Origin of the sequence: Vreelandella lionensis, from assembly GCF_044543515.1 — a bacterium.
Lineage (GTDB): Bacteria > Pseudomonadota > Gammaproteobacteria > Pseudomonadales > Halomonadaceae > Vreelandella > Vreelandella lionensis.
Genome location: NZ_JBITWC010000006.1, coordinates 85,011 through 108,500, shown reverse-complemented (window position 1 = coordinate 108,500; position 23,490 = coordinate 85,011). Strand labels below are relative to the sequence as shown.

Annotated in this window: 18 protein-coding genes; 11 read left to right on the top strand and 7 right to left on the bottom strand. The window is 58.4% G+C overall.

Going from position 1 to position 23,490, the window contains the following annotated elements:
• The first annotated feature begins 92 nt into the window (after nt 1-92).
• From malE to trkA, 7 genes are all read left to right on the top strand, one after another.
• The gene (gene malE / locus ACIGG6_RS05330) at nt 93-1,280 is read left to right on the top strand and encodes a maltose/maltodextrin ABC transporter substrate-binding protein MalE (RefSeq protein ID WP_399842880.1); all 1,188 of its coding nucleotides are present in this window, start codon (nt 93-95) and stop codon (nt 1,278-1,280) included.
• A gap of 62 nt (nt 1,281-1,342) precedes the next feature.
• A complete protein-coding gene (gene malF / locus ACIGG6_RS05325) occupies nt 1,343-2,902 on the top strand; it encodes a maltose ABC transporter permease MalF (protein ID WP_399842879.1) in 1,560 nt (519 codons plus the stop codon).
• Between the two features lie 10 nt (nt 2,903-2,912).
• Nucleotides 2,913-3,803, top strand: coding sequence for a maltose ABC transporter permease MalG (gene malG, locus ACIGG6_RS05320; RefSeq protein ID WP_399842876.1), 891 nt, complete (start codon nt 2,913-2,915; stop codon nt 3,801-3,803).
• Nucleotides 3,804-3,986: 183 nt separating this feature from the next.
• On the top strand, nt 3,987-5,474 hold the full coding sequence (locus ACIGG6_RS05315; protein WP_399842873.1) for a TrkH family potassium uptake protein: 1,488 nt from the start codon (nt 3,987-3,989) through the stop codon (nt 5,472-5,474).
• 10 nt (nt 5,475-5,484) lie between these two features.
• Nucleotides 5,485-6,576 carry a sensor histidine kinase gene (locus ACIGG6_RS05310; RefSeq protein ID WP_399842871.1) on the top strand — a complete coding sequence of 364 codons (1,092 nt, stop codon included), beginning with the start codon at nt 5,485-5,487 and terminating at the stop codon, nt 6,574-6,576.
• On the top strand, nt 6,566-7,291 hold the full coding sequence (locus ACIGG6_RS05305; RefSeq protein ID WP_399842868.1) for a response regulator: 726 nt from the start codon (nt 6,566-6,568) through the stop codon (nt 7,289-7,291). Before ACIGG6_RS05310 ends, ACIGG6_RS05305 begins: the two co-directional genes overlap by 11 nt.
• Nucleotides 7,288-8,661 (top strand): Trk system potassium transporter TrkA, encoded by a 1,374-nt coding sequence (gene trkA / locus ACIGG6_RS05300; RefSeq protein ID WP_399842866.1) that lies wholly within the window; start codon nt 7,288-7,290, stop codon nt 8,659-8,661. The genes ACIGG6_RS05305 and trkA overlap by 4 nt, the downstream gene beginning before the upstream one ends.
• A 40-nt stretch (nt 8,662-8,701) precedes the next feature.
• Here the strand turns inward: trkA and ACIGG6_RS05295 are convergent, their stop codons facing one another.
• The 7 genes from ACIGG6_RS05295 to ACIGG6_RS05265 all read right to left on the bottom strand — a co-directional run bounded on the left by ACIGG6_RS05295 (nt 8,702) and on the right by ACIGG6_RS05265 (nt 18,145).
• Nucleotides 8,702-9,439: an anti-sigma factor gene (locus ACIGG6_RS05295; protein WP_399842863.1), complete on the bottom strand. Its 738-nt coding sequence runs from the start codon at nt 9,437-9,439 to the stop codon at nt 8,702-8,704.
• On the bottom strand, nt 9,436-10,059 hold the full coding sequence (locus ACIGG6_RS05290; RefSeq protein WP_399842861.1) for a sigma-70 family RNA polymerase sigma factor: 624 nt from the start codon (nt 10,057-10,059) through the stop codon (nt 9,436-9,438). The genes ACIGG6_RS05295 and ACIGG6_RS05290 overlap by 4 nt, the downstream gene beginning before the upstream one ends.
• Nucleotides 10,060-10,184: 125 nt before the next feature.
• The gene (locus ACIGG6_RS05285) at nt 10,185-10,709 is read right to left on the bottom strand and encodes a DUF3455 domain-containing protein (RefSeq protein WP_399842858.1); all 525 of its coding nucleotides are present in this window, start codon (nt 10,707-10,709) and stop codon (nt 10,185-10,187) included.
• 115 nt (nt 10,710-10,824) lie between these two features.
• Nucleotides 10,825-11,940: a sn-glycerol-3-phosphate ABC transporter ATP-binding protein UgpC gene (ugpC, locus tag ACIGG6_RS05280; RefSeq protein WP_399842856.1), complete on the bottom strand. Its 1,116-nt coding sequence runs from the start codon at nt 11,938-11,940 to the stop codon at nt 10,825-10,827.
• A complete protein-coding gene (locus ACIGG6_RS05275) occupies nt 11,928-13,607 on the bottom strand; it encodes an alpha-amylase family glycosyl hydrolase (RefSeq protein WP_399842853.1) in 1,680 nt (559 codons plus the stop codon). Before ACIGG6_RS05275 ends, ugpC begins: the two co-directional genes overlap by 13 nt.
• Before the next feature lie 151 nt (nt 13,608-13,758).
• On the bottom strand, nt 13,759-16,479 hold the full coding sequence (malT, locus tag ACIGG6_RS05270; RefSeq protein WP_399842851.1) for an HTH-type transcriptional regulator MalT: 2,721 nt from the start codon (nt 16,477-16,479) through the stop codon (nt 13,759-13,761).
• A gap of 133 nt (nt 16,480-16,612) precedes the next feature.
• Nucleotides 16,613-18,145, bottom strand: coding sequence for a carbohydrate porin (locus ACIGG6_RS05265; RefSeq protein ID WP_399842848.1), 1,533 nt, complete (start codon nt 18,143-18,145; stop codon nt 16,613-16,615).
• 490 nt (nt 18,146-18,635) lie between these two features.
• Here ACIGG6_RS05265 and ACIGG6_RS05260 point away from each other — a divergent pair, with 490 nt between their 5' ends.
• From ACIGG6_RS05260 to ACIGG6_RS05245, 4 genes are all read left to right on the top strand, one after another.
• Complete coding sequence (locus ACIGG6_RS05260) at nt 18,636-19,907, top strand: ABC transporter substrate-binding protein (protein ID WP_399842846.1); 1,272 nt, start codon at nt 18,636-18,638, stop codon at nt 19,905-19,907.
• Nucleotides 19,908-19,921: 14 nt separating this feature from the next.
• Nucleotides 19,922-20,914 carry a carbohydrate ABC transporter permease gene (locus ACIGG6_RS05255; RefSeq protein WP_399842843.1) on the top strand — a complete coding sequence of 331 codons (993 nt, stop codon included), beginning with the start codon at nt 19,922-19,924 and terminating at the stop codon, nt 20,912-20,914.
• Nucleotides 20,914-21,756 carry a carbohydrate ABC transporter permease gene (locus ACIGG6_RS05250; protein ID WP_139528481.1) on the top strand — a complete coding sequence of 281 codons (843 nt, stop codon included), beginning with the start codon at nt 20,914-20,916 and terminating at the stop codon, nt 21,754-21,756. Before ACIGG6_RS05255 ends, ACIGG6_RS05250 begins: the two co-directional genes overlap by 1 nt.
• Before the next feature lie 66 nt (nt 21,757-21,822).
• On the top strand, nt 21,823-23,439 hold the full coding sequence (locus ACIGG6_RS05245; protein ID WP_399842841.1) for an alpha-glucosidase family protein: 1,617 nt from the start codon (nt 21,823-21,825) through the stop codon (nt 23,437-23,439).
• Nucleotides 23,440-23,490: the final 51 nt, after the last annotated feature.

Below are 23,490 nucleotides of genomic sequence, written 5' to 3'. Positions count from 1 at the left end.
TTGCGCTGAATTAGCGACGCTGGCAGTGAACAAAGCACGTCTAACAACGAACGTGCCCGACAACAACAACGTCACAATGAGGTATGCACATCATGGCAATGGTTCGTCCATTTTTCACGCCGCTGCTCGCCGCTACGTTAGCGGCCACCGCCACCCTTCCCGCGTTTGCTTTCGAAGATGACCGCTTGACCATCTGGATGGGCGATAACAAAGGCCAGGAAGGCATCCGCGCGGTCGCTGACCAATTCCTGGAAGATACCGGCATCGAAGTGGAAGTCGTATTTCCCGACAACCTGACCGACCGCTTCCAGCAGGCGGCAGGCAGCGGCCAAGGGCCGGATATCGTCATCTGGGCCCATGACCGCATGGGTGAATGGGCACAAAGCGGCCTGCTCAAACCGATCGCTCCCAGCGACAGTTTCCGCGAAGCGTTCTACGACTTCACCTGGGAGGCCGCGCTGTGGAATGGCGACACCTACGGCTACCCGATTTCGGTGGAATCCCTTGGGCTGATTTACAACAAAGCGCTGGTGGAAACGCCGCCCGAGAGCTTTGCCGAACTGATGGAGCTGGACGCCACGCTGGCTCAAGAAGGCAAGAAAGCCATCCTGTTCGATTACAGCGAACCCTACTACGGCTGGACGCTGCTAGCAGCCAACGGCGGCTACCCGTTCAAACAGACCGATAACGGCTATGACGTCAGCGATATTGGCGTCAACAATGAGGGTGCCGTTCAAGGCGCGGAGCTGCTGGTCGAGCTGATCGAGAGCGATGTACTGCCCCGCGGCACCGACTACAACCTGATGGATACCCGCTTTAACCAGGGCGAAGTAGCCACCATGATCAGCGGCCCCTGGGCGTGGCCCAATCTGGAGCGCAGCGGTATCGATTACGGCGTCGCCCTGCTGCCTAAAGTAGGCGATGAGCGGGCAAAGCCGATGTTTGGCGTGATGACCGCCATGATCAACTCCGCCACGCCCAACGACTTCCTGGTGGTGGAGTTTTTAGAGAACTACCTGCTCAGCGAAGAGGGTATGCGCACCTTCAACAGCGATGGTTCGCTGGGTGCGGTTGCCCATATCAACTATCAGGCGGAGCTGGCGGATAACCCCAACATTGCCGCTACGCTGGAAAACGCCGAAGTGGGCATGCCGATGCCCAATATTCCTGAAATGGGTGCGTTCTGGGCCGCCATGGAGCCAGCGCTGCAGAACATCGGCAGCGGGCGCCAAGCCCCTCAAGAAGCGCTGGATGCCGCTGCACGGCGCATGCGTCAGTAGCCTCTCTTTTTTGCTCATCTGCCCAGCGGCATTAGCCGCTGGGCAGCTTTCAGGAAGCCATCATGTATACCACCAACGCGTCTCGTGGCCTTCCCCGCCATCGCTCTCGCCATCTTACTGAACGCTACACCCGCTGGGCCATGCGTGGCGTGATTGCTGTTTTGGTGATTGCGCTACTCTGGTTAGTCTTGGCCTTCCATTTGAACGGCCAGTGGATGTTTGCCCTGCTGTTTTTAGTGTTAGGCGGCTCGCTGGGCGTGGTGTTCACCAAACGCACGCTGATGAGCCACCGCTATATTTTCCCAGCAGTGGCAGGCCTCGGGGTCTTTGTTATTTTCCCGCTGATTTACACTTTCGGAATCAGCTTTAGTAATTACAGCTCTACCAACCTGCTTTCAGAAGAGCGGGTGCGTGGCCAGCTCATGAGCCAAACCTATCAAGCGGAGGGTAACGCCTTTGACCTAGCGCTCTACCCCGAAGGTGATTTGGTACGGCTCTATTTGGAGAGCCCTCAGGGCCAGCGGTTCGTGTCTTCCCCGCTCAATTTTGCCAATCAGGAAAACCGCCAGATTGGCGTTCAGGCCGCCGATGCCCCACCCGCCCAGGAAGCGCTGGGCATGCGGGCCATTATTCAAGCACGGGATGCCCTGCAAGGCTTGCGGCTGGTCACTCCAGACGGCAGCGAACTGCGTATGGCGGGCTTGCGCCAGTTTGCTCCGATGGTGAACCGCTACGAAGCCCGCGAGGATGGCGCGCTATATGACCGTCGCGATGAGCGGCTGCTCACGCCCGACCCCAGCATTGGGTTTTTCGTGGCTGACGACGGCGAGCAAATCACCCCCGGCTGGCCGGTGAACGTAGGCTTAGCCAACTACACCCAGATTTTTACCGACCCGGACATTCGCGGCCCGTTCATGCAGATTTTTGTGTGGACCTTCGTATTTGCCGCCCTCACCGTGGTGTTTACCCTGGCTGTCGGTTTCGTACTGGCGTCACTGCTGCAGTGGGACCAGCTCAAGGGCAAGGCCATTTACCGTACGCTGCTGATTCTGCCCTATGCGGTGCCAGCGTTTATCTCGATTCTGATTTTCAAAGGCATGTTCAACCAGCACTTTGGCGAAGTGAACATGATTCTGGACACCTTGTTTGGGGTGCGCCCCGAGTGGTTTACCGACCCGTGGATGGCACGCAGCATGCTGCTGATCGTGAACACCTGGTTAGGCTACCCCTACATGCTACTGCTCTGCATGGGCTTGATTCAGGCCATTCCCCAGGATTTATACGAAGCCTCGGCGGTAGACGGCGGTGGCCCGCTCACCAACCTGTTCAAAATCACCCTGCCGCTGATCATCAAGCCGCTCACGCCGCTGCTGATTGCCGCCTTTGCGTTCAACTTTAATAACTTCGTGCTGATCGCGCTGCTCACCGGCGGCAGCCCAGATATTTTGGGCGCCAGTACCCCGGCGGGCACCACCGACCTGCTGGTGAGTTACACCTACCGCATCGCCTTTCAGGATGCGGGGCAGAACTTTGGCCTCGCAGCGGCCATTGCCACGCTGATTTTCCTGCTGGTGGCGGGCATGTCGCTACTCAATTTGCGCCTTTCCAAAGTGAAGGTTTAGGAGGTTACTGATGCCCATGGTTCAACCCCGCTCCGTTGGCGCGCGCCGCCTAGGGGCGCACTTAGCGCTAATCTGCTTTGTATCGCTGATTGTCTTTCCGCTGCTGCTGGTGATCTCGATCTCGTTTCGGGAGGGCAACTTTGCCACCGGGAGCCTGATTCCAGAGAATTTCTCACTGGAGCACTGGTCGCTGGCGCTGGGGATTCCTTGGGAGCGGCCAGACGGCACCATTGTGCAACCGCCCTTCCCCGTGCTGCTGTGGCTGTGGAACTCCATCAAGGTGGCCGTGGTGTCGTCGGTGTTGATTCTGATGCTGGCCACCACCAGCGCCTACGCGTTTGCCCGCATGCGTTTTAAAGGTAAGGAGCCGCTGCTCAAAGGCATGCTGATTTTTCAGATGTTCCCGGCGGTACTTTCACTGGTGGCGCTCTATGCGCTATTTGACCGGCTGGGGCAGTTTGTTGGCTGGCTGGGGATCAATACCCACGGCGCGCTGATTGTGGCTTCACTCGGCGCAGTGGCACTGCATATCTGGACGATCAAAGGTTATTTCGAATCCATCGATGGCTCGCTTGAGGAGGCTGCCATGGTGGATGGCGCCAGCACTTGGCAAGCGTTTCGCTACATTCTGCTGCCGCTCTCTATCCCGATCTTGATGGTGGTGTTCATCCTGGCGTTTGTGATGAGCATTATGGAGTACCCCATGGCCTCGGTGCTTTTGGTGGACGAGCACAAACTGACGCTCGCTGTGGGTGCCCAGCAGTACCTAGCCGACCACAACCAGCGCTGGGGTAACTTCGCCGCCGCTGCTGTTCTCTCCGGCCTACCGATTACCGTGGCGTTTTTGATCTGCCAACGCTGGATTATTGGCGGTTTAACCGCAGGGGGTGTGAAGGGTTAAGCAGGAACTTACTAGGCTGTTTCCTCGCTTGAGCATGTTGCTCATGACCGGCGCTCAACAGCGCCGGTTTTTTATTGCCTGGGTAATTTTTAGGGAAATTTTACGGACTTTTTGCCCTTGTCATGGTGAGATAGCGCTATAAACACTAGGGCAATTTAGAGTGGACCTACTTAGAGCGGACTTATGGCCACGTTTCCAAGCGCGCGATACTACCGAGATACTTACCGCAACTGGGCGCAAATTTTTAAAATCATGTCGGTGTTATGGCTGGTACTCGCGATATTCATGACACTGCCCCTAATGGTACTGGTGATTGAAAAAGATCCCGATGCACCTGCCTTTGCCGTTTCGCTACTCATTATTTTAAGCGCCACGTTCACTACCTGGGTGCTTACACGTCATGTATCGCTAGAGCTAAAACCTTGGCAAATGTTTATTCTCACGGCAGGGAGTTGGACCAGCATTAGTTGTTTTGCCAGCCTACCGCTGATTCTGGGCGCTCCCCAGCTCAGCTTTACCAACGCCGTGTTCGAATCGGTGTCGGCGATTACCACTACCGGGTCTACCGTCTTGGTGGGCATCGAAAACCTCTCGGACGGCTTGAAACTGTGGCGCGGCTTGATGCAGTGGATGGGGGGCATCGGCATTATCGTCATGGGCATCGCTATTTTGCCGTTTCTAAAAGTAGGCGGTATGCGGCTGTTTCACACCGAGTCGTCCGACTGGTCCGATAAAGTCATGCCGCGTACCGGCGGTATTGCCAAAGCAACACTGATTGTTTATGCCGCTTTGACGCTAATCGCTATTCTGAGCTATTGGCTTGGCGGCATGCTGCCACTGGATGCCATTGTGCATGGCATGACTTCCCTATCAACCGGCGGCTTTGCCAACTCCGATGCCTCTTTTGGTGCTTATGCAGACCAACCTTGGCTACTGTGGATGGGCAGTTTCTTTATGCTCAGCGGCGCGCTGCCATTTGTACTGTATATTCGCTTTATTCGCTCATCTCGCAGCGCCCTCTGGAAAGACCAGCAGGTACGCGGGCTGCTCAAACTGCTACTTGCCGCCATCGTGATACTGAGTGTTTGGCGAGTTCTACAAGGCGACGATTGGTTTGTCTCGCTGACTCACGTGACCTTTAACGTCATTTCCGTCGTCACTACCACCGGGTACGCCTCCGATGATTACACCCTGTGGGGCTCGCTGCCTATTGCCGCTTTCTTCTACCTGACGTTTGTTGGCGGCTGTAGCGGCTCCACCAGTGGCGGCATGAAGATCTTTCGCTTCCAGATTGCAATGCTGATGCTGCGCAACCAGCTGCGCTATTTGATCCACGCTAATGGCGTGTTTACCACCCGCTTCAATCAACAGCCGGTTACCAGCGATATTTCGCGCAGCGTGGTGGCTTTTTCATTCTTCTTTTTCATCACCATTGCGGTGCTGGCGTTAGGGCTCGCCGCGCTGGGTCTAGATCTTATCACGGCGCTCACGGGGGCCGCCACGGCGGTGGCCAACGTGGGCCCCGGCCTGGGCGACATCATCGGCCCCGCCGGTAACTTCGCCACCCTGCCGGATACCGCCAAGTGGCTACTGTGCATCGGCATGCTGATGGGCCGCCTGGAGATTTTGACCGTGGTGGTCTTGATGACACCGATGTTCTGGCGGCGTTAAGGAGTAGGCAATGACACACTCGCTACGCCTACCCTCCCGCAAAGAGCTAGCACTGGTGCTAGGTACTAGCCTCATGGCGCTGCTGGCTGCTTGGTGGATATTCGCCTGGCTCGCGCTGGCCAATCTATCGCTCATTTTTTTGACCGCCGTGTTGGCCTGCGCCGTGTTAGCTGGCAGCTATGCCGCCTTTATCAGCGCGCTGTTGAATTTCATCATTTTCAACGTGGGCTTTACTGAGCCCTACTTTTCTCTGGCGGTGTCTGAGCGCGAGCAGTTAGTCACGCTGCTGTTCTTTTTAATCGTGGCGCTGGTCGTCGGCAACATTACCGGGGTGAGCCGCGAGCGCATGCTGGCCCTCAATGCATCGCGGCTTGCTGAGGAGCATGAACGGCTGCGCTCTGCGCTGCTCGCGTCCGTTTCTCATGATCTACGCACGCCGCTGGCGTCGATCATAGGCTCCGCCAGCTCCCTGCGCGCGCTCGACCCTCAACTGACCTCACAGGATCGTTTCGAGCTGCTAGACGGTATCTTGAACGAGAGTGAGCGCTTGAATCGCTACATTCAAAACCTGTTGGACATGACGCGACTGGGGCACGGTGAGCTTGCCATCCAGCGAGACTGGATCAGCGTCGACGACTTGGTGGCCTCAGCCCGTAAACGCTTAGCAGGGTCGTTAACCCCGTTCAACGTGCAGCAGGTATGGGACAGCGAGCTGCCACTGCTACATGTTCACCCCGCGTTGGTCGAGCAGGCGCTCGTCAATGTCTTGGAAAATGCCGCCCGCTTCTCTCCGGCTGGCGGCCAGATCACCATTTCGGCCGCCACCGATGAGACGGCCTCCAGGATGACACTCACCGTGAGCGATGCGGGCCCGGGCATTCCACGCCACTTACGTGAGCAGGTATTTGAGATGTTCTTCACCGGCAACGACGGCGACCGCAGTTTGCACGGCACCGGCCTGGGTCTCGCAATTTGCCGCGGAATGCTGGGCGCTCATGGCGGAACCGTAACGGCCACCAACGGGCCTGATGGCAACGGCACCAGCATCATCATGACGCTGCCATTGCCGACGCCGTCGCAGGAGCCTAGCCATGAGGACTAAGTCTGCTCGCATTCTCATCGTCGACGATGAGCCCGCTATCCGTCAGTTCTTGCGCATTAGCCTAGTATCACAAGGATTTCTGATTAGCGAAGCCAGCACCGGGCAACAGGCCATTCGAACTGTGGACGAAGCGGCAGGCGCCGATGCGGTCGATGTCGTCCTACTGGACCTGGGGTTGCCTGATATGGATGGTCAGCAAGTGCTTCGTGCACTGCGCCAAAAAAGCACGCTACCGATCATTATCGTGTCGGTTCGTGGCCAGGAGTCCGAGAAGGTCATCGCGCTGGATAGCGGTGCCAATGACTATGTCACCAAGCCCTTTGGCATTCAGGAGCTACTGGCTCGCATTCGGGCAGTTCTGCGCCACTATCCCACTGCGATTGAGCCATCCCGCTACCAGTATGGCGCCCTAACGCTGGACATCGACGCCCATGTGGTGACCTTGAACGGCGACACTGTGCACTTAACGCCCAAGGAGTTTGCCGTGCTGAAACTATTGATCAGTCGAGCGGGCCGAATCGTCACGCAAACCCATCTGCTGAAAACCATCTGGGGCCCTACGCATCAGGAAGACACTCACTATTTACGTATCGTGGTGAGCAAGCTACGCCAAAAGCTAGGCGATGACCCGCAGGCCCCTAGCCTGTTACAGACGGAGCCAGGCATCGGTTACCGATTCTGCGTCGAGTTCGACCGTGAGGAGTCCAACCAATGAAAATTATTATTCTAGGCGCAGGCCAAGTGGGCGCGACCCTTGCGGAGCACCTCGCCCGAGAGGAGAACGACATCACCGTCGTCGATACCGACGGCGCAAAACTGCGCGAACTGCACACCAAGCTGGATATCCGCACGGTGACCGGCGCGGGCTCCTACCCCATTGTGTTGCGCCAAGCAGGCTGCGAAGACGCCGATATGCTGATCGCGGTGACCAACACCGACGAGATCAATATGATCGCCTGCCAGGTGGCCCATACGCTGTTTCGCACCCCTACCAAAATTGCCCGCGTGCGCTCCACCGCTTACCTCACCCGTAAGGGCCTGTTCGCTCATGAAGCGATTCCCATCGACGTGCTGATCAGCCCCGAACAAGTGGTGACGGACCATGTACGCCGCTTGATCGAGCACCCGGGCGCGCTACAAGTGCTGGAGTTTGCCGGTGGTTTGGTGCAGCTGGTGGCGGTCAAGGCCTTCTACGGCGGCCCGCTGGTGGGCCAGGATCTGGCCTTTTTGGGCAAGCATATGCCCAACGTGGAGACCCGTGTGGCGGCCATTTATCGCCGCAACCGGCCGATCATTCCCCGAGGCGACACGGTGATTGAAGCCGACGACGAGGTGTTTTTCTTGGCGGCCCGCCGGGATATCCGCGCGGTGATGAGCGAGATGCGCAAGGTGGAGCGGGACTTCCGCCGCGTGGTGATTGCCGGGGGCGGCAATATCGGCGAGCGGCTGGCGGAGCACTTAGAGCACAGCCATCAGGTCAAGATCATCGAGCACAGCCTGGAGCGCTGCACCACGCTCTCCGAGCGGCTGGATCGCACCGTAGTGCTCCACGGCAGCGCCACCAGCAAGCGGCTGCTGGAAGAGGAGAACATCGAGGATTGCGATATCTTCTGTGCGCTGACCAACGACGACGAAGTGAATATCATGTCGTCGCTGCTGGCGAAACGGTTGGGGGCAAAGAAAGTACTCACGCTGATCAACAACGCCGCCTACGTGGATTTGGTGCAGGGCGGCGATATCGACATTGCTATTTCCCCCCAGCAGGCCACCATCGGAAGCCTGCTGACCCACGTGCGCCGGGGCGATATCGTCAATGTGCACTCGCTGCGCCGGGGTGCGGCGGAGGCCATCGAGGCCATCGCCCACGGCGATAAGCAGTCGTCAAAAGTGGTGGGCCGTACGATTGCCGAGATCGACCTGCCTGAAGGCACCACTATTGGTGCCATCGTACGCGGTCAAGAGGTGCTCATCGCCCATGGTGACGTGCGGGTGGAGAGCGGCGACCACGTGATTCTGTTCGTGATCGACAAGCGGCGCATTCGCGACGTGGAGCGCCTATTCCAGGTCGGGTTGAGCTTCTTTTAACAAAGGCTTTCAATAAACATCGCCACCAGGGGTGGCGATGTTAGATTTCTACCGCGCGGCCAATAAACTCAATGGGGCCGGTGGGCAGCCCGGTGGGCGAGCCAGCGTCATCTTCCAGCGTCAGCTCGAATAGCTGGTTATCTTCCAGCGGTGGCAACTGATCCAACCGCAGGCGCAGCGGTTGCCCCGGCTCTACAAGCCCCAGCGAGACAGGCGCTTGCCAATCATCGGCCTTGGTCCAGAACTCGAGCGCTTTGCCCTCCGGCACTTCAAACGTGCCCAAGGGAATCAACTGAATCTCCTGGCGATTCGCGGCCTGTACCACCCACCCCGCCGACTGAGTTTGCGGCGCTAGCAGCACCACCATGTACTCAGGTGTTGAGGGTCCGGTAACCACGTTCGTCAACATCACGCTCATTGCCAATACAGCAGCGACACTGACCCCCGCCACCCCACGCCAAAACGGCAGGCTGTGGGCCAAGCGACGACGCGGCACATGGGAGCTCGGCGTGCGATGAGGTATCGGACGCGAGGCGCTCGCAGACGATGCCTTCAGACTGCGCTCGATGCGCGGCCAGAGATAATCGGAGGGCGGGACCGGGTCCACCATCGCGGTATAGGGAAAGAAACGCTCTTCCCAGGCCGCCACCGCTTTTTGCAGCTCAGGGTCGTTGGCTAAACGCGCCTCAAAGGCTTCACGCTCGGCTATGGGAAGCGTGCCTAGCACGTACTCCCCGGCCAGGGCATGAAGGTCATTGGGTTCGTTTGAAGGGCTCATGCCATACACTCCCGTAAGCGAAGTAGGCTGCGCTTAATCCAGGCTTTTACGGTGCCCAGCGGCGCGCCCGTGTGCGCCGCAATCTCTGCATGGGACAAACCATCAACATACGCATGCAGCACGCAGTTACGGCGTTCGGTTTCCAACTGCTGCAAACACTCATCCATCCGTTGCCCGGTTTGCCAATCGAAGGCGTCCGTCACCCGCGACGCCTGTTGAAAGGTGTCGTCGTCATCGAGTTCGTGGGGGTCATTCAGGTCGACACTCACTTCGCGGTCACGACCGCGGATGGCATTCAGCGCCAAGTGGCGGGCAATACTGAAGATCCAGGTACAGGCCGCCCCTTTTTGCGGGTCGAAGCTGTCCGCGCGCTGCCAAATGTTCAGGCAGGCATCGTGTACGATATCTTCAGCCATGCCTCGATCTTTCACTATGCGCAAAGCAACGCCCAGCAGCTTGGCACCTTCCTGTTGATAAAGCTGTTGTAGCGCTGCGTGCTCTCCCCGGGCACAGCGGGCGAGCGCATCAGCGTAATCGAATTCTTGAGCGGGCCTTACGTGGCCGTTCTCGGTGCTAATGGTGTTAGCCTTACCTGTTTCAGACATATCACGTTCAGACACATCTTCGCTCCCTGGTAACGCGCCGGCATCGGTCGTCGCACTGCCAGAAGCATAGCGGCTAGGGAGCCTGGATACGAGTCCCTAGCCTTACTGAACTTAATAAAGGTGAGTCAGTATTGGAACGCTTAGTTCGCGGTCCAGAAGATGTAGTCGGCTTGATAGGTAACGACCGCAGTGGCACCGTCGTGACCATCGTCACAGGCAACATCAGGGGCAACGCCACCTTGGGTGTTCAGGCGCTGGATGTAGCTCACGCCGCTCATGGCGCCTTCGCCTTCAGCCGGGTTGGCTTCAACAAGCTGCAACGGAATGTTGCCATCGCCATTCGGCGCCACGGCTAGCTGGGTGCCGGTAATTTTAGAACCATCCAGGGCTTCCCAGGTAGCGGGCGGGCCGTAGTAGCTGCCTACTTGGGTGCCTTCGCTATCGTTCAGCGCAGCGTGCGGGCCTTTGAATACCCAGCCCATGGTGCCGTCTTCTTTGGCTTCACACATGTAAGTAATTGCGCCAACGCCCACGGTTTCAAGAGCGACGGTGTTGCCGTCCGGTACTTGGACTTCGGCGGGCGTCATGTCTGCCAGCGCGACGTGACTGAAGGATGCAATCAAGGTAGCGGCGAGAGTAGCACGCGTCATATGTTGGATGGTCATTTCAGTCTCCTTGGGTTTTGTATCAACCGCTTTAAATAGCGGCTGTATAGGGGATACACACAAGGAGACCGATTGGATGCACTCTTTTTAAAAAAAAGTTTAATTATTTAAAAAATTATCGGCTTACCCCATCCACCGTGACTTGGCGTGGGCAGGCGTTGCCATTGGAGTCAAACAGATGGCAGCGCTGCCCTGCCAACCCCAGATGTGACGCTTGCCCTTCTTCAAGCCGGGTTAAACCATCCAGGCGTTGGGTTAAAGGCGCTTCAATGCCTTCTACCTGCCAGTGGGCCAGAGTTTCATAGCCCAACTTTTCAGCCACCATCAGGGTCGCACTCAGCGTTGCATCCGCTTGCTCCGCCGGCACAAAGTCTTCGGCCCGCAGCCCCAGCGTGGCGCTATCGCCTGCCTGAAGCTGCTGACCATTCACCGCCACCGCCAAAGTTTCGCCGCTATGCAGGCGCACCACGGTTTGGCGCTCGCCGGGGTCGACCACCGTCACCGGCAGCGTATTGATACGCGGCGAGCCGATAAACTCCGCCACCTCAAGGGTATTGGGAAAGTGATACAGCGACAGCGGCGCGCCTACCTGGGCAATACGCCCCTTGGAGAGCAGCACGATACGATCCGCCAGGGTCATCGCCTCGATCTGATCGTGGGTGACATAAATCATGGTGGCATTTAAGCGCTTGTGCAGCGCGGCGATCTGTACCCGCATATCCACGCGCAGCGCGGCATCCAAATTGGAAAGCGGCTCGTCGAATAGGAACACTGCAGGCTCTTTGACCAGGGTGCGACCAATGGCGACCCGCTGGCGCTGGCCGCCGGAGAGGTCTTTGGGCTTGCGCTCCAGAAGCTCGGTGAGGTGCAGCATCTCGGCGGCGTGCTCCACGCGGCGGCGAATTTCTGCTTTGTCGGTGCGTGCCAGCTTCAAGCCAAACGCCATGTTCTCGGCCACGCTCATATGCGGGTAGAGGGCATAGGACTGGAACACCATGCCGATGTCCCGCTCCTGGGGCGGAATCTCGTTGATCCGCTGGCCATCGAGCTGCATATCTCCTGCGGTAATGTCTTCCAAGCCTGCAATCATGCGTAGTAGCGTGGATTTACCACAGCCGGAAGGGCCCACGAAAACGACGAACTCGCCGTCTTCGATGGTGAGGTCGATATCTCGTGAGATTTCGACACCATCGAAGGATTTACCGATGCCGCTGAGGGTTAAACGTCCCATGGCGCATCCTCCTGGGTTTGCGGGCAGCGGGCAATCGCCACCCCAAACGGCGGCAGCGTCAGCGTACCTGCCTGCCACTCGCCGTTTAGCCACTTAGGCGCATCGTCGAGTGCTTCTGCGCGCTCGGGAGCTGTGCGAGTAACGGTTTGATCGCTAAAGTTGAGTGCTACCAACAAGCGCGTTTGCTGATAGGTGCGCTCAAAACAGAGCACCTCGTCGCGTACCGGATGGTAGCGCACCTCGCCTTTAACCAGCGCAGGCTGGGTGCGGCGAAACGCTAGAAAAGCACGGTAAGCGTTAAGCAACGAATCGGCATCCTGCTCTTGTTGATCCACCGCCAAACTTGCGTGGGAATCGGGTACCGGCAGCCAAGGGGTGGCACTGCTAAAGCCCGCATAGCGGGCATCTGCTTGCCAGGGGTGCGGCGTGCGGCAGCCATCACGGCCTTTGTAAGCAGGCCAAAAAGTAATGCCTGCCGGGTCGACGAGCTGCTCGAAGGTCAGCTGCGCTTCGGGCAGGCCCAGCTCTTCGCCCTGATAGAGGCATACGCTGCCCCGCTGGCTGAACAGGAACACCAAATAGAGGCGCAGCTTCTCGAGCTGCCCTTCCGCCTGCCAGCGGGTTGCCAGTCGCGTTACGTCATGGTTTCCCAGCGCCCAGCAGGGCCAGCCATCGCCAATGCGCGCTTCCATTTCAGTAAGCGTTTCGTGCAAATAGCCGGGGTCGGCTTTATCGGTCAGCAAGTTAAACGAGTAGCACATGTGCAGGCGCTTGCCGCCCTGGGAGTACTCCGCCATCACGCCCAGCGCGTCGTCGTCGCCCACTTCGCCCACGCTGGTGGTGCCGGGGTACTCATCCAGCAGCGCCCGCAGCCGCTCCAGAAACAGCAGGTTTTCCGGCTGGGTTTTATCGTATTGGTGAAGCTGATAGCCGTAGGGGTTATCAGGGCGAACGCCCAGGAAGCTCTCGATAATTTCCTGGCGCGGCGGGTTGTCTTTTAACTCGCCGTGGGTGCAGAAATTCACCGCATCCAGCCGGAAGCCATCTACGCCGCGCTCCAACCAGAAGCGCACCTCTTCCAGCATGGCGTCGACTACCGCAGGGGTGCGGAAGTTAAGGTCCGGCTGGCTGGCCAGGAAGTTATGCAGGTAGTACTGGCAGCGGCGGGTATCCCACTGCCAGGCGCTGCCGCCAAATACTGACTGCCAGTTGGTGGGCGGCGCGCCGTCGGGCTTGGGGTCGGCCCACACGTACCAGTCGGCTTTGGGGTTGTCGCGGCTTTGACGGCTCTCTTCAAACCAGGCGTGCTGGTCTGAGGAGTGAGACATCACCTGATCAATCGTCACCTTCAGCCCCCGCGCATGGGCCGCTTCGACTAGGCGGTCAAAGTCTTCCAGCGTACCGAACATCGGATCTACATCGCGGTAGTTGCTGATGTCGTAGCCAAAATCTTTCATTGGCGAGGTGAAAAATGGCGAGAGCCAAATCGCATCGACGTTTAGGGAGGCGATGTAGTCGAGCTTATCGATCACCCCTTTCAAATCGCCAATGCCGTCGCCGTGACTGTCCATAAAGCTGCGCGGGTAGATTTGGTAAATCACCGCGCCGCGCCACCAGTCGGCCCCCTGGCTGCCAACGTAGTGAGAAGTAGAAGGTGTCTGCATCATGGTGAGTCCTTATCCTTGTTATTGCCGACGGTTTTATTAACAACCGAGTAATTACCCATAGTCGGCATGATGCAGGCTACGCCAAGGGATAAAATCCTCCCCCCGGGGGAGTGCCAGGCGTAGGTGCGGGGAGGAGTGGTAACGCGGCGCCTTACTCCCCCTGGATATGCGCCAAGAGCTGTCCGGCCAGGGCAATGGCTTCGTCCCGGCGGCGGATATTCTGCTTTTGGTAGAGGCTGCGGATATGGGTTTTGATGGTGGTCGGTGCTACCGAGAGCTGCTCGGCAATCTGTTCGTTGGAGAGCCCGGCGTGAATCAGCCCCAGAATTTGCCATTCGCGGCGGGTCAGCGGCGAGGTGCGGATCAGCTCTGGCACGTCGGGCCTCGCGACAATATCCGCGATGACCGTTTCATCTAGCATTAAGCGTCGGGCGCAGCCGAAATCCTTCTGTTGGCCCGCCAGCGCCAGCAGCCGCTCTGCCCTCGCCTGCTCTAAAGCCGCTAGCGTGCCGCTGACGAGTAAGCCGTTGAGCAGCTCCCCAAGCGGTTTACCCAAGCGCAGAAAGCTGCCTACCAGCGCGGTGCGGGAAGCCAAGCTGAGCGCTTGATGCATGTGGTGGCGGGCTTGCTCCTCGCTGCCTGCATACCACGCCGCGGCCGCGAGGCAGAGCTGGTTGCGGTTGGCATCGGTGACCAACCCTAACCTTTGGGTGTGCGCCTCTAGCGCCTCTAACAGCGCTCGGGCCTCATCAAAGCGGCCCAGCAGCGTAAGTGCCCGAGCGTGATTGCGTACGTTGCATTGGGCAAAGTGGTTGGTGGCTCCTTCAGTGATGGGCGCGGGCGCTTCTTGGCGCCAGCGCTCCACCGCGTCGAGATCTTGCGTGGAGTGCCACCAAGCCAGCAGCGTGGCGTGGGCGTTAGCGACCCAGTCGATATGGTAATCGCCTTCGGCCAGGATTTTACGCAGCCGCCGGATATGGTCGGCGCACTGAGCCTGATCGCCACGACTCTGGGCAATTTTGGCCAGTTGAATATGGCACTGCAGCGTCCAGCGCTCGCCCTGGTTATCCAGCACGGCAATACCTTTCAGCGCGGCCTGCTCGGCTTCATCCAGACGGTGCCACTCCCAAAGCACTTGGCTACGAATCCGGTAGAGAAATTCCGCCACGGGCAGGTGCTCAAGCTCTGCTCGCTCCAGGTGGGCAAAGGCGCGTTCTTGAATATCGTAGGCAGCCTGCAAGCGCCCTTGAGCCACCAGCGTTTCCGACTGATGGCAGAACGACCACAGCAGCAGCTGATGATCCTCACGCTGACGTGCCAAGCGCTCTACCTCGCGCACCCGCTGCAGCGACTCATCCAGATAGCCCAGCACAAAGCGCGCCTCGCTCAAAATGGCGGTCGCGGTCAGCGGTGTGGAGGCTAAATAGCGGGCGGGCACGGCCAGCGCCTGTTCGGCGAGCGGAGCGGCACGCTCGGCGTTGCCTTGATTGATCGCCAGCTGGGCACGCAGGGTGGCAAACTCCGCACCCAACACCTGCCACTCGGGCACCTCAAGCTGCGCTTCGATCCAGCTAATCACCCGTGCGGTGATATCAAACTGAAACTGGGCGTGGGATACCCAGCCGTAAAGCAGCGCCAGCTCTGGGCGTGTCGAGATTTGCGGCTCCCCCAGCAACCCAAGCCCTTGAGCCAGCAGCGCGTAGGCCCCGCTGGCAAGCAGTGCAGGCCCTTGAGAAACCAGCAGGCTGGCCACATCATCGGGCGCTTCCGCCAGAATGGCTTGGCGCAGCGCCATTATTGGGTCGTTGAGTGCCAACCAGGCCTGGCTGGCCCGCTGGTGCAGGGTGCGCTGGGTGGCAAGGCTTAACTCGTGGCGGCGGTGGCGCAGGTACTCACCAAACAGCCGTTGAAAGCGGTACCACTGGGCATGAGGGTCGGGGCGCTCGATAAACAGCCCCGCCTGCTCGAAGGCATCTAGCCGCTGGGTGAGCCGTTCGCCCTCCAACAAACGCGCCATCAATTCGGGGGAGAAACGCTCCAGCACCCCAAGCTGCAGCAGGAGTTCACGCTCTTCAGGGGGCAGTGCCTCGGCCAGCCGTTCATCGAACCACGCCACAAAATCAGGATGCCCGCCGTTTAACCGCTCGACCAGCGCATCGAACCCGGCGCGTGTAGTGGTGCGCTCCACCAGCCAATTCAGCGCCATCACCCAGCCGCCGCTTCTGCGTAGCGCCCGCTCAAGGCTTACCCGCGTAGGGGGAAAGCTGAGCTGCTCCGCGCAGAGGGTTTGCGCCTCTTCGCTATCAAAGGCCAGGGCGCTAAGGTCGATCTCTTCAAGCTCGCCGCGTAACCGCAGGCTGGCAAGGCCCAACGCAGGGCGGGAGCGGCTGGCCATGGTTAAGGTCAGCCAGGGTGGCTGGTGGCGTAGCCAGTGGGCCAGCCCGGCTAAAATATCGGGGTGGGTAAGGTGTTCAAACTCATCCACCACCAATCGGCAGGCTGCGCGCTGTTCAGGCAGCTCGGCCAGCCAGCGCTCTAATTGCTCAACGCACTTTTGCTCAGCGCACTCCGCCCCTTCGGTCAAAGGCGACAGCGGCGTATGGTCGCCTAGCAGCGACTGGATGGCCGCTTGCCAGTAGCTCAAAAAGCGCTCGGGCTGGTTATCGCGCTGATCCAAGCGCAGCCAGGCCGCCTCTTGTTCCAGGACGGGTAGGCGTTCAGCCAACAGCGTGGTTTTGCCGTATCCCGAAGGCGCTTGCACGACCAGCAAGCGTATCCGCTCGTTCAACGCGAAGAAATCGTTCAGGCGCGGCCTTGCCACGACGCTCAGTGGCAGCGGCGGTGCTTTTAGCTTTTCTTGAAGCAGCGGCATGGCCCTCTCCTTTCACTACCCAAAACCTAGCCTAGTAAACCTAGGCTAATAAAAAGCCCGCGACGAATCGCGGGCAATCAGCATTGGTGAAACAAACGTATCAATAACAGCCTTGCTAGTGAGCGGTTCGCTCTTAGAACCATACCTCGGTTTGTACGCCGAAGGTGAACTCACCACCAGTAAAGCCATCGCTGCCTAAGCTTGAACCGTAGCTGTTGAGGTTCTCATCCCAATCGCTGTAGGTAGTGAACAGACGGATCTCAGGACGTTTCCAGAAACCACCCACTTCCGGCTTGAAGGTCGGTGCAATGGTGAACTTCATGTAGTCGCCATCCACCGCATTGCGGCCGCTGTAACCCTGTGGTTCGAAATCCATCCACTGGTAGCTGGCTTCGTACTGCATTTCAAAGTTCTGGTTAATCTCGTTCGCCAGACGAACGTTCAGGGTCGCCCAGTCGTAGCTGTCACCGCTAGCAAAACGGTCATCGCTGGTTTCCGCCAGGATGGCGGGAGCAATGCGCCACTTCGGAGCAACATACGTTGTACCGTAAACGGCCAGACGCGTCGTGGAGGCATCGTCGGTTAGATCACCGTTGCTACCGAGCCCCTTCACTTCGGCACCCAAGCCTTGGCCATGCAGAACCGCCGCTTTGAAGTTACCTTCACCCATGCCGAAGAAGCTGTCGCCGTGGTAGGCCACCATGGTGTGCCAGCCGGTATCTGCAGCGGTTTGGCCAACGCCAATATCGCGCTCGTCGTTATCCGCGGCAGACATGCCGTTGACCATCACCTGCCAGTTACCGAAGTAGTTGTTGGAGGTAAGGATCAAGTTATCAGTATCGCTACTTTCACCGTCTAAACCAGGGTTTTCGCGGTTGACGACCGGATAGTCGCTGAAGGTGCGGCCATAAAGCGAGAAGTTGGTTTTCCAGTTCTCTGCCAGTTGGACGTCGTAAACACCGCCACCGGTACCGGCCAGGAAGACTACATCGCTATCGAGCCAGTGGATGTCGAAGTTATTGCGGTCAAAGCGCTTACCGGCCCAGATGGAGGCATTCTCAAACGCGCCGGTAAAGCTCGGCAAGTCGCTGAACTCAGCGTAAACCTGACGGACGTTGAGCTGAGATTCGGCTCCCGTCCAATCATTACTGGTATTGACACCGTCCGCAATCATCGTGGTGTAGCGCGCTTTTGCACCGTTATCAAACTGCATCCGGTAGTTCAGGATAGCTTCGGCGTAGGTGTCTGTTTCGTTACCCAAACGGCCCACTGCGCCGCCGTTGCCACCTGCTGGCGTCAGATAAGGGCCACCCGGCGCGCTTTTGCCATCTTCGCCAATTAGCAGTCCAGAGCGGGCATAAACGTTAAACGAGAAACCTTCTTCGCCGCTGGCTTGGCGCTCAACGCGCGCCAGGCGCTCTTCGATATCGGCATCGGTAGTTGCCGCTGCTGGCGCGCTTGAAGCAGGCGCAGCACCGCGCCCCTGCTCAGCTAACTCCGCGCGGCGCTCGGCAGCCTCAGCCCGCTGCTCGGCGGCCGCAATGCGCGCTTCTAGCTCGGCAAAGCGCTCTTCCATCGTTGTGTCGGCGTTGGCAGCACCGCAAAGTCCGAGGCTGGCAGTGGCAACGGCGATGGCTAATGGTGTCTTGAATGTCATTTTGTGCATTGTTTTAAATCCTATTTTAAACCCTATTGTTTTTTATCCCGAACGTCTGAACCCTGTTTCTGCTCTCCGCTTTTAACCATGTTGCTGTTAACCATGTCGTTAAAAGCCAAGTTGTTAAAATCAGCGTTTCAGAGCTGCCACCCGTGTTAGTGACTCCACTCACCTAACAACGCCGCTTGAGGCCCTTTGTCCCTGTGTCCTTTTATTCCTTTGTGTTGCAAAGCAACCAGCATTACGTTTGCAGGAAGAGTGACAGACGAAACTTAATCGATTAAGAGCTAGTAAACCAACAAGCTTTTACTAATTATCGACCAATGTCTAAAGGGTGATTCATCTTAGAAAAATATAAATGAAACAGATTAGACAAAAGTCGCTATTGAACTTCATGGCAACAGACGGCTAACTGGCAGCGTACTTAATCGTTTAAGTAGGCGCTACAAGCGCTCTGATCCCCCATCATTCACAACAATAAACGCTGAGGAACGCCAACATGAAAAAGACACTACTCACTTCTGCTATTGCTTTGGCCAGTATTGCTAGCGCCACTGGGTCTGCCCAGGCGGCCGAATTAACGATTTCCTGTGGCGCAGTTGGTGCAGAGTTAACCCTTTGCCAAGAAGGCGTGCGCGCTTGGGAAGAGAAAACCGGCCACAGTGTCGATGTGGTTTCAACGCCCAACTCGTCTACTGAGCGCCTATCGCTCTACCAGCAGATTCTGTCTGCCAACTCCAGCGATATCGATGTGATGCAGATTGACGTGGTATGGCCGGGTCTACTGGCCAACCACCTGCTTGACCTACGCGAAGTGCTGGGCGAAGACGCCGCTGCAGGCCACTTTGACACCATCGTGACCAATAACACTATTGATGACCGCTTGGTCGCCATGCCCTGGTTTACCGATGCAGGTGTTCTCTACTACCGCGAAGACTTGCTGGAAAAGCACGGCCACGAGGTGCCCACCACGTGGCAAGAACTGACTGAGATTGCGCGCGATATTCAAAACGCTGAGCGCGAAGCGGGCAACGACCGTATGCAGGGCTTTGTGTTCCAGGGCCGTGCTTATGAAGGCTTAACCGTCAACGCCCTTGAGTGGGTTGCCAGCTTTGGCGGCGGCACCGTGGTGGATAACGAAGGTGAGGTGACCATCAACAACGAACGCGCCGCGCAAGCGCTGGATCTCGCTGCCTCTTGGATTGGCGACATCTCCCCTGAAGGCGTGCTGAACTACACCGAAGAGGAAGCGCGGGGCGTGTTCCAAGGCGGCAACGCGGTCTTTATGCGTAACTGGCCCTACGCATGGTCGCTGGCACAAAGCGATGACAGTGATGTGCGTGACAAAGTAGGCGTTGTGCAACTGCCTGCCGGCGGTGAAGAGGGCCAAAGCGCTGCGGGTCTAGGTGGCTGGAACTTGGCGGTCTCTCGCTATAGCGAACACCCCGAGATCGCCGCTGACCTGGTTGCCTACCTGACCGGTGAAGAAGAGCAGAAGCGCCGCGCCATTCAGGCTTCTTACAACCCGACCATCGACTCGCTTTACCAAGACCAGGAAGTGCTGGATGCCGTGCCCTTCTTCGGCACGCTCTACGATACCTTCACGAACGCCGTTGCGCGCCCTTCTGCCCCCACCGGCGATGCCTATGGCCGCGTCAGCAACGCGTTCTTCAGCACCTCTCATGACGTGCTGTCTGGCACCAAAGATGGCGCTCAAGCCGTCGCTGACCTTGAAGGCGAACTGCTGCGCCTGAAGCGTCGTAACTGGTAATCGCGGAGACACTTATGTCGAGCTCTTCTCACCACTCTCAACAAGACGCGCCCCTCGGGGCGCGTTCCGCTACGCCTGCGCGTCGGCAGCGTGGCACCAAGGTACGCCGCCAGCGCGTCAAGGCGGCGTGGCTGTTTTTAGCACCCATGCTGATCGCCCTCACTTTGGTGGCGGGCTGGCCGTTGCTGCGTACGTTTTTTCTTAGCTTTACCGATGCGTCGCTGTCCGACTTGGGCTCAGCGAACCTGATCGGCTTTGAAAACTATCTGGTTTACGACAATGGCCGCTGGTTTGGCGTGCTAGCCGACTCGGTGTGGTGGCAGTCCGTGTGGAACACGGTCTACTTCTCGGTCGTTTCCGTTTCGCTGGAAGTGGTGTTTGGCGTTATCGTGGCGCTGATTCTGAACGCAGAATTTAAAGGCCGTGTGATTGTTCGTGCGGCGGTCCTCATCCCTTGGGCCATCCCCACCATTGTCTCAGCCCAGATGTGGGCGTGGATGCTGAATGATCAGTTCGGCATCATCAACCACCTGCTGATGGTGGTTGGCATTATTGATAATCCCATCGCCTGGACGGCCAGCGCCACCTACTCCATGTGGGCGGTCATTATGGTCGACGTATGGAAAACGATTCCCTTCGTGGCTCTGTTGGTCCTGGCCGCGCTGCAGATGCTGCCTAAAGATTGTTACGAAGCCGCCGAGGTGGATGGTATTCACCCCGTGCGCGTGTTCTTCAAGGTCACGCTACCGCTGATTACCCCAGCACTGATGGTGGCGGTCATCTTCCGCTTGCTGGATGCCCTGCGGGTCTTCGACGTGATCTATGTATTGACCTCCAACTCTACCAGCACGATGTCGATGTCGGTCTACGCGCGCCAGCAGCTCGTCGAATTCCAGGATGTCGGCTACGGCAGCGCCGCATCAACGCTGCTGTTCCTGATCATCGCGCTGGCCACCGTGGCCTACCTCTACCTTGGCCGCAAACAGATTCAATTGGGAGGTGACTGATGAACAGCCGTCAGCTAGCCAAAGTAGCGAAACGCGTCGGGTTCTGGGCACTAATTGCGGTCATCATGGTGTATGCGGTGTTCCCGTTTTACTACGCGGTGATCACCTCGGTGAAACCCTCCAGTGACCTGTTCCGCGTGGAGCTATGGCCCTCGACCTGGAACCTGGATAACTACGCACAAATCTTTAGCCAATCGAGCTTCGTGCGGGCGATTTTCAACTCGATCATCGTCGCGTTCAGCGTGGTATTCATCGCGCTTCTACTAGGCATCACCGCTTCTTACGCGCTGGGTCGGGTACGCTTTCGCGGCCGCTCCACCGTACTGCTGGTCATTCTAGGGGTTTCGATGTTCCCTCAAGTGGCCGTTCTCTCTGGTCTGTTCGAGGTGATTCGCGCGCTGAATCTCTACAACAACCCGGCAGGCCTCATCCTCAGCTACACCATCTTTACCCTGCCCTTTACGGTGTGGGTGCTCACCACCTTTATGAAGCAGCTCCCCATGGAGCTGGAAGAGGCGGCCATCATGGATGGGGCGACGCCCTGGGTGACCATCACCAAGGTGTTTTTGCCGCTGATGTGGCCGGCCATGGCGACCACGGGCCTGCTGGCATTCATCGCCGCCTGGAACGAGTTTCTATTCGCACTGACCTTCACACTGACCGATGCGCAGCGCACGGTGCCGGTTGCGATTGCCCTTCTGTCGGGCGGTAGTGCCTACGAACTGCCCTGGGGGCCGATCATGGCAGCCTCCGTCGTGGTCACCGTACCGCTGGTGATTTTGGTCATTATTTTCCAGCGCCGCATTGTGTCGGGCCTGACCGCGGGTGCCGTCAAAGGCTAACCCACGCAACGAATATATTGATGGGCTGATGTTTATCCGTCAGCCACTTTTTTAAGGAACACAGTAATGCAAGACAACATGATGTGGTGGCGCGGCGGCGTTATTTATCAAATCTATCCGCGTAGCTTCTTAGACAGCCGCGGCGACGGCGTAGGCGATCTGAACGGCATCACCGAAAAGCTGGATTACGTGGCCTCCCTCAACGTGGACGGCATCTGGCTATCGCCCTTCTTTACTTCTCCGATGCTCGACTTCGGCTATGACGTGAGCGACTACCGCGACGTGGATCCGATGTTCGGCACGCTGGAAGACTTCAAGGCGCTGCTGGAAAAAGCTCACTCGCTGGGCTTGAAAGTGATGATCGACCAGGTGATCAGCCATACCTCCGATCAGCACCCCTGGTTCCAGGAGAGCCGCCAGGATCGCACCAATCCTAAAGCCGACTGGTTTGTGTGGGCCGACCCGAAACCCGACGGCACACCACCCAACAACTGGCTGTCGATTTTTGGCGGCTCGGCGTGGACCTTCGATTCCCGCCGCCAGCAGTACTATCTGCACAACTTCCTGACCAGCCAGCCGGACGTGAATTTCCACAATCCGGAAGCGCGTCAGGCACAGCTCGACAACATGCGTTTCTGGCTGGATTTGGGCGTCGACGGTTTCCGCTTGGATACGGTCAACTTCTACTTCCACGATGCTGAGCTGCGGGACAACCCGCCGGTACCGAAAGGCGAAGCCAAAACCCTGGGCGCCCCGGAGGCAAACCCCTATACCTGGCAGCGCCATGTCTACGACCTCAGCCGCCCGGAAAACCTGGACTTCCTCAAAGACCTCCGCGCGCTGATGGATGAATACCCCGGCACCACCACCGTAGGTGAAATTGGCGACGATAACCCGCTAGAGCGCATGGCCGAGTACACCGCCGGTGGCAATAAGCTGCACATGGCGTACACCTTCGACCTGCTCAACATGCCCCACTCCGCGAGCTACCTGCGCGAAGTGATCGAGCGTTTCCAACGCTTGGCAGGTGACGCCTGGCCCTGCTGGGCCACTTCCAACCACGATGTGGTGCGCAGCGCGACCCGCTGGGGCGCTGACGAAGATCCCCACGCCTACCCGAAAGTGATGCTGGCGATGCTTTTCTCACTGCGCGGCAGTGTGTGCCTGTACCAAGGCGAAGAGCTAGGCCTGCCGGAAGCGGACGTGCCCTTCGAGCGCATTCAAGACCCCTACGGCAAAGTGCTGTGGCCTGAGTTTAAAGGCCGCGACGGCTGCCGCACACCCATGCCCTGGACCGACGGCGAACAGGGCGGCTTCTCTCCGGTGGAACCGTGGCTGCCCATGGAAGCTCGTCACTTGGATTTGGCGGTGAGCCGCCAGCAGGATGACCCCAACGCCACGCTCAACACCGTACGGGCCCTGCTAGCGTTCCGCCGCAGCCAACCGGCAATGTTCGATGGCGACTTGGCACTGGTAGACGTTGGCGAGGAGCTACTTGGCTTTACCCGTCAAAAAGGCGACGAGACCCTGCTGTGCGTGTTCAACCTGACCGGGCAAGAGCAGCAAACCACCCTGCCTGTGGAGGTCGCCAGCGACTTGCCGGTCGCCCAATTTACCGCCACGCGAGATGGCAGCACGCTCACGCTGCCCGCGTACCAAGCCGCCTTTATGCAGGTTGCCTAAACGCCGCCCATAACAGTTAATAACGATAGCCGACCCGCTCCGGTCGAGGTC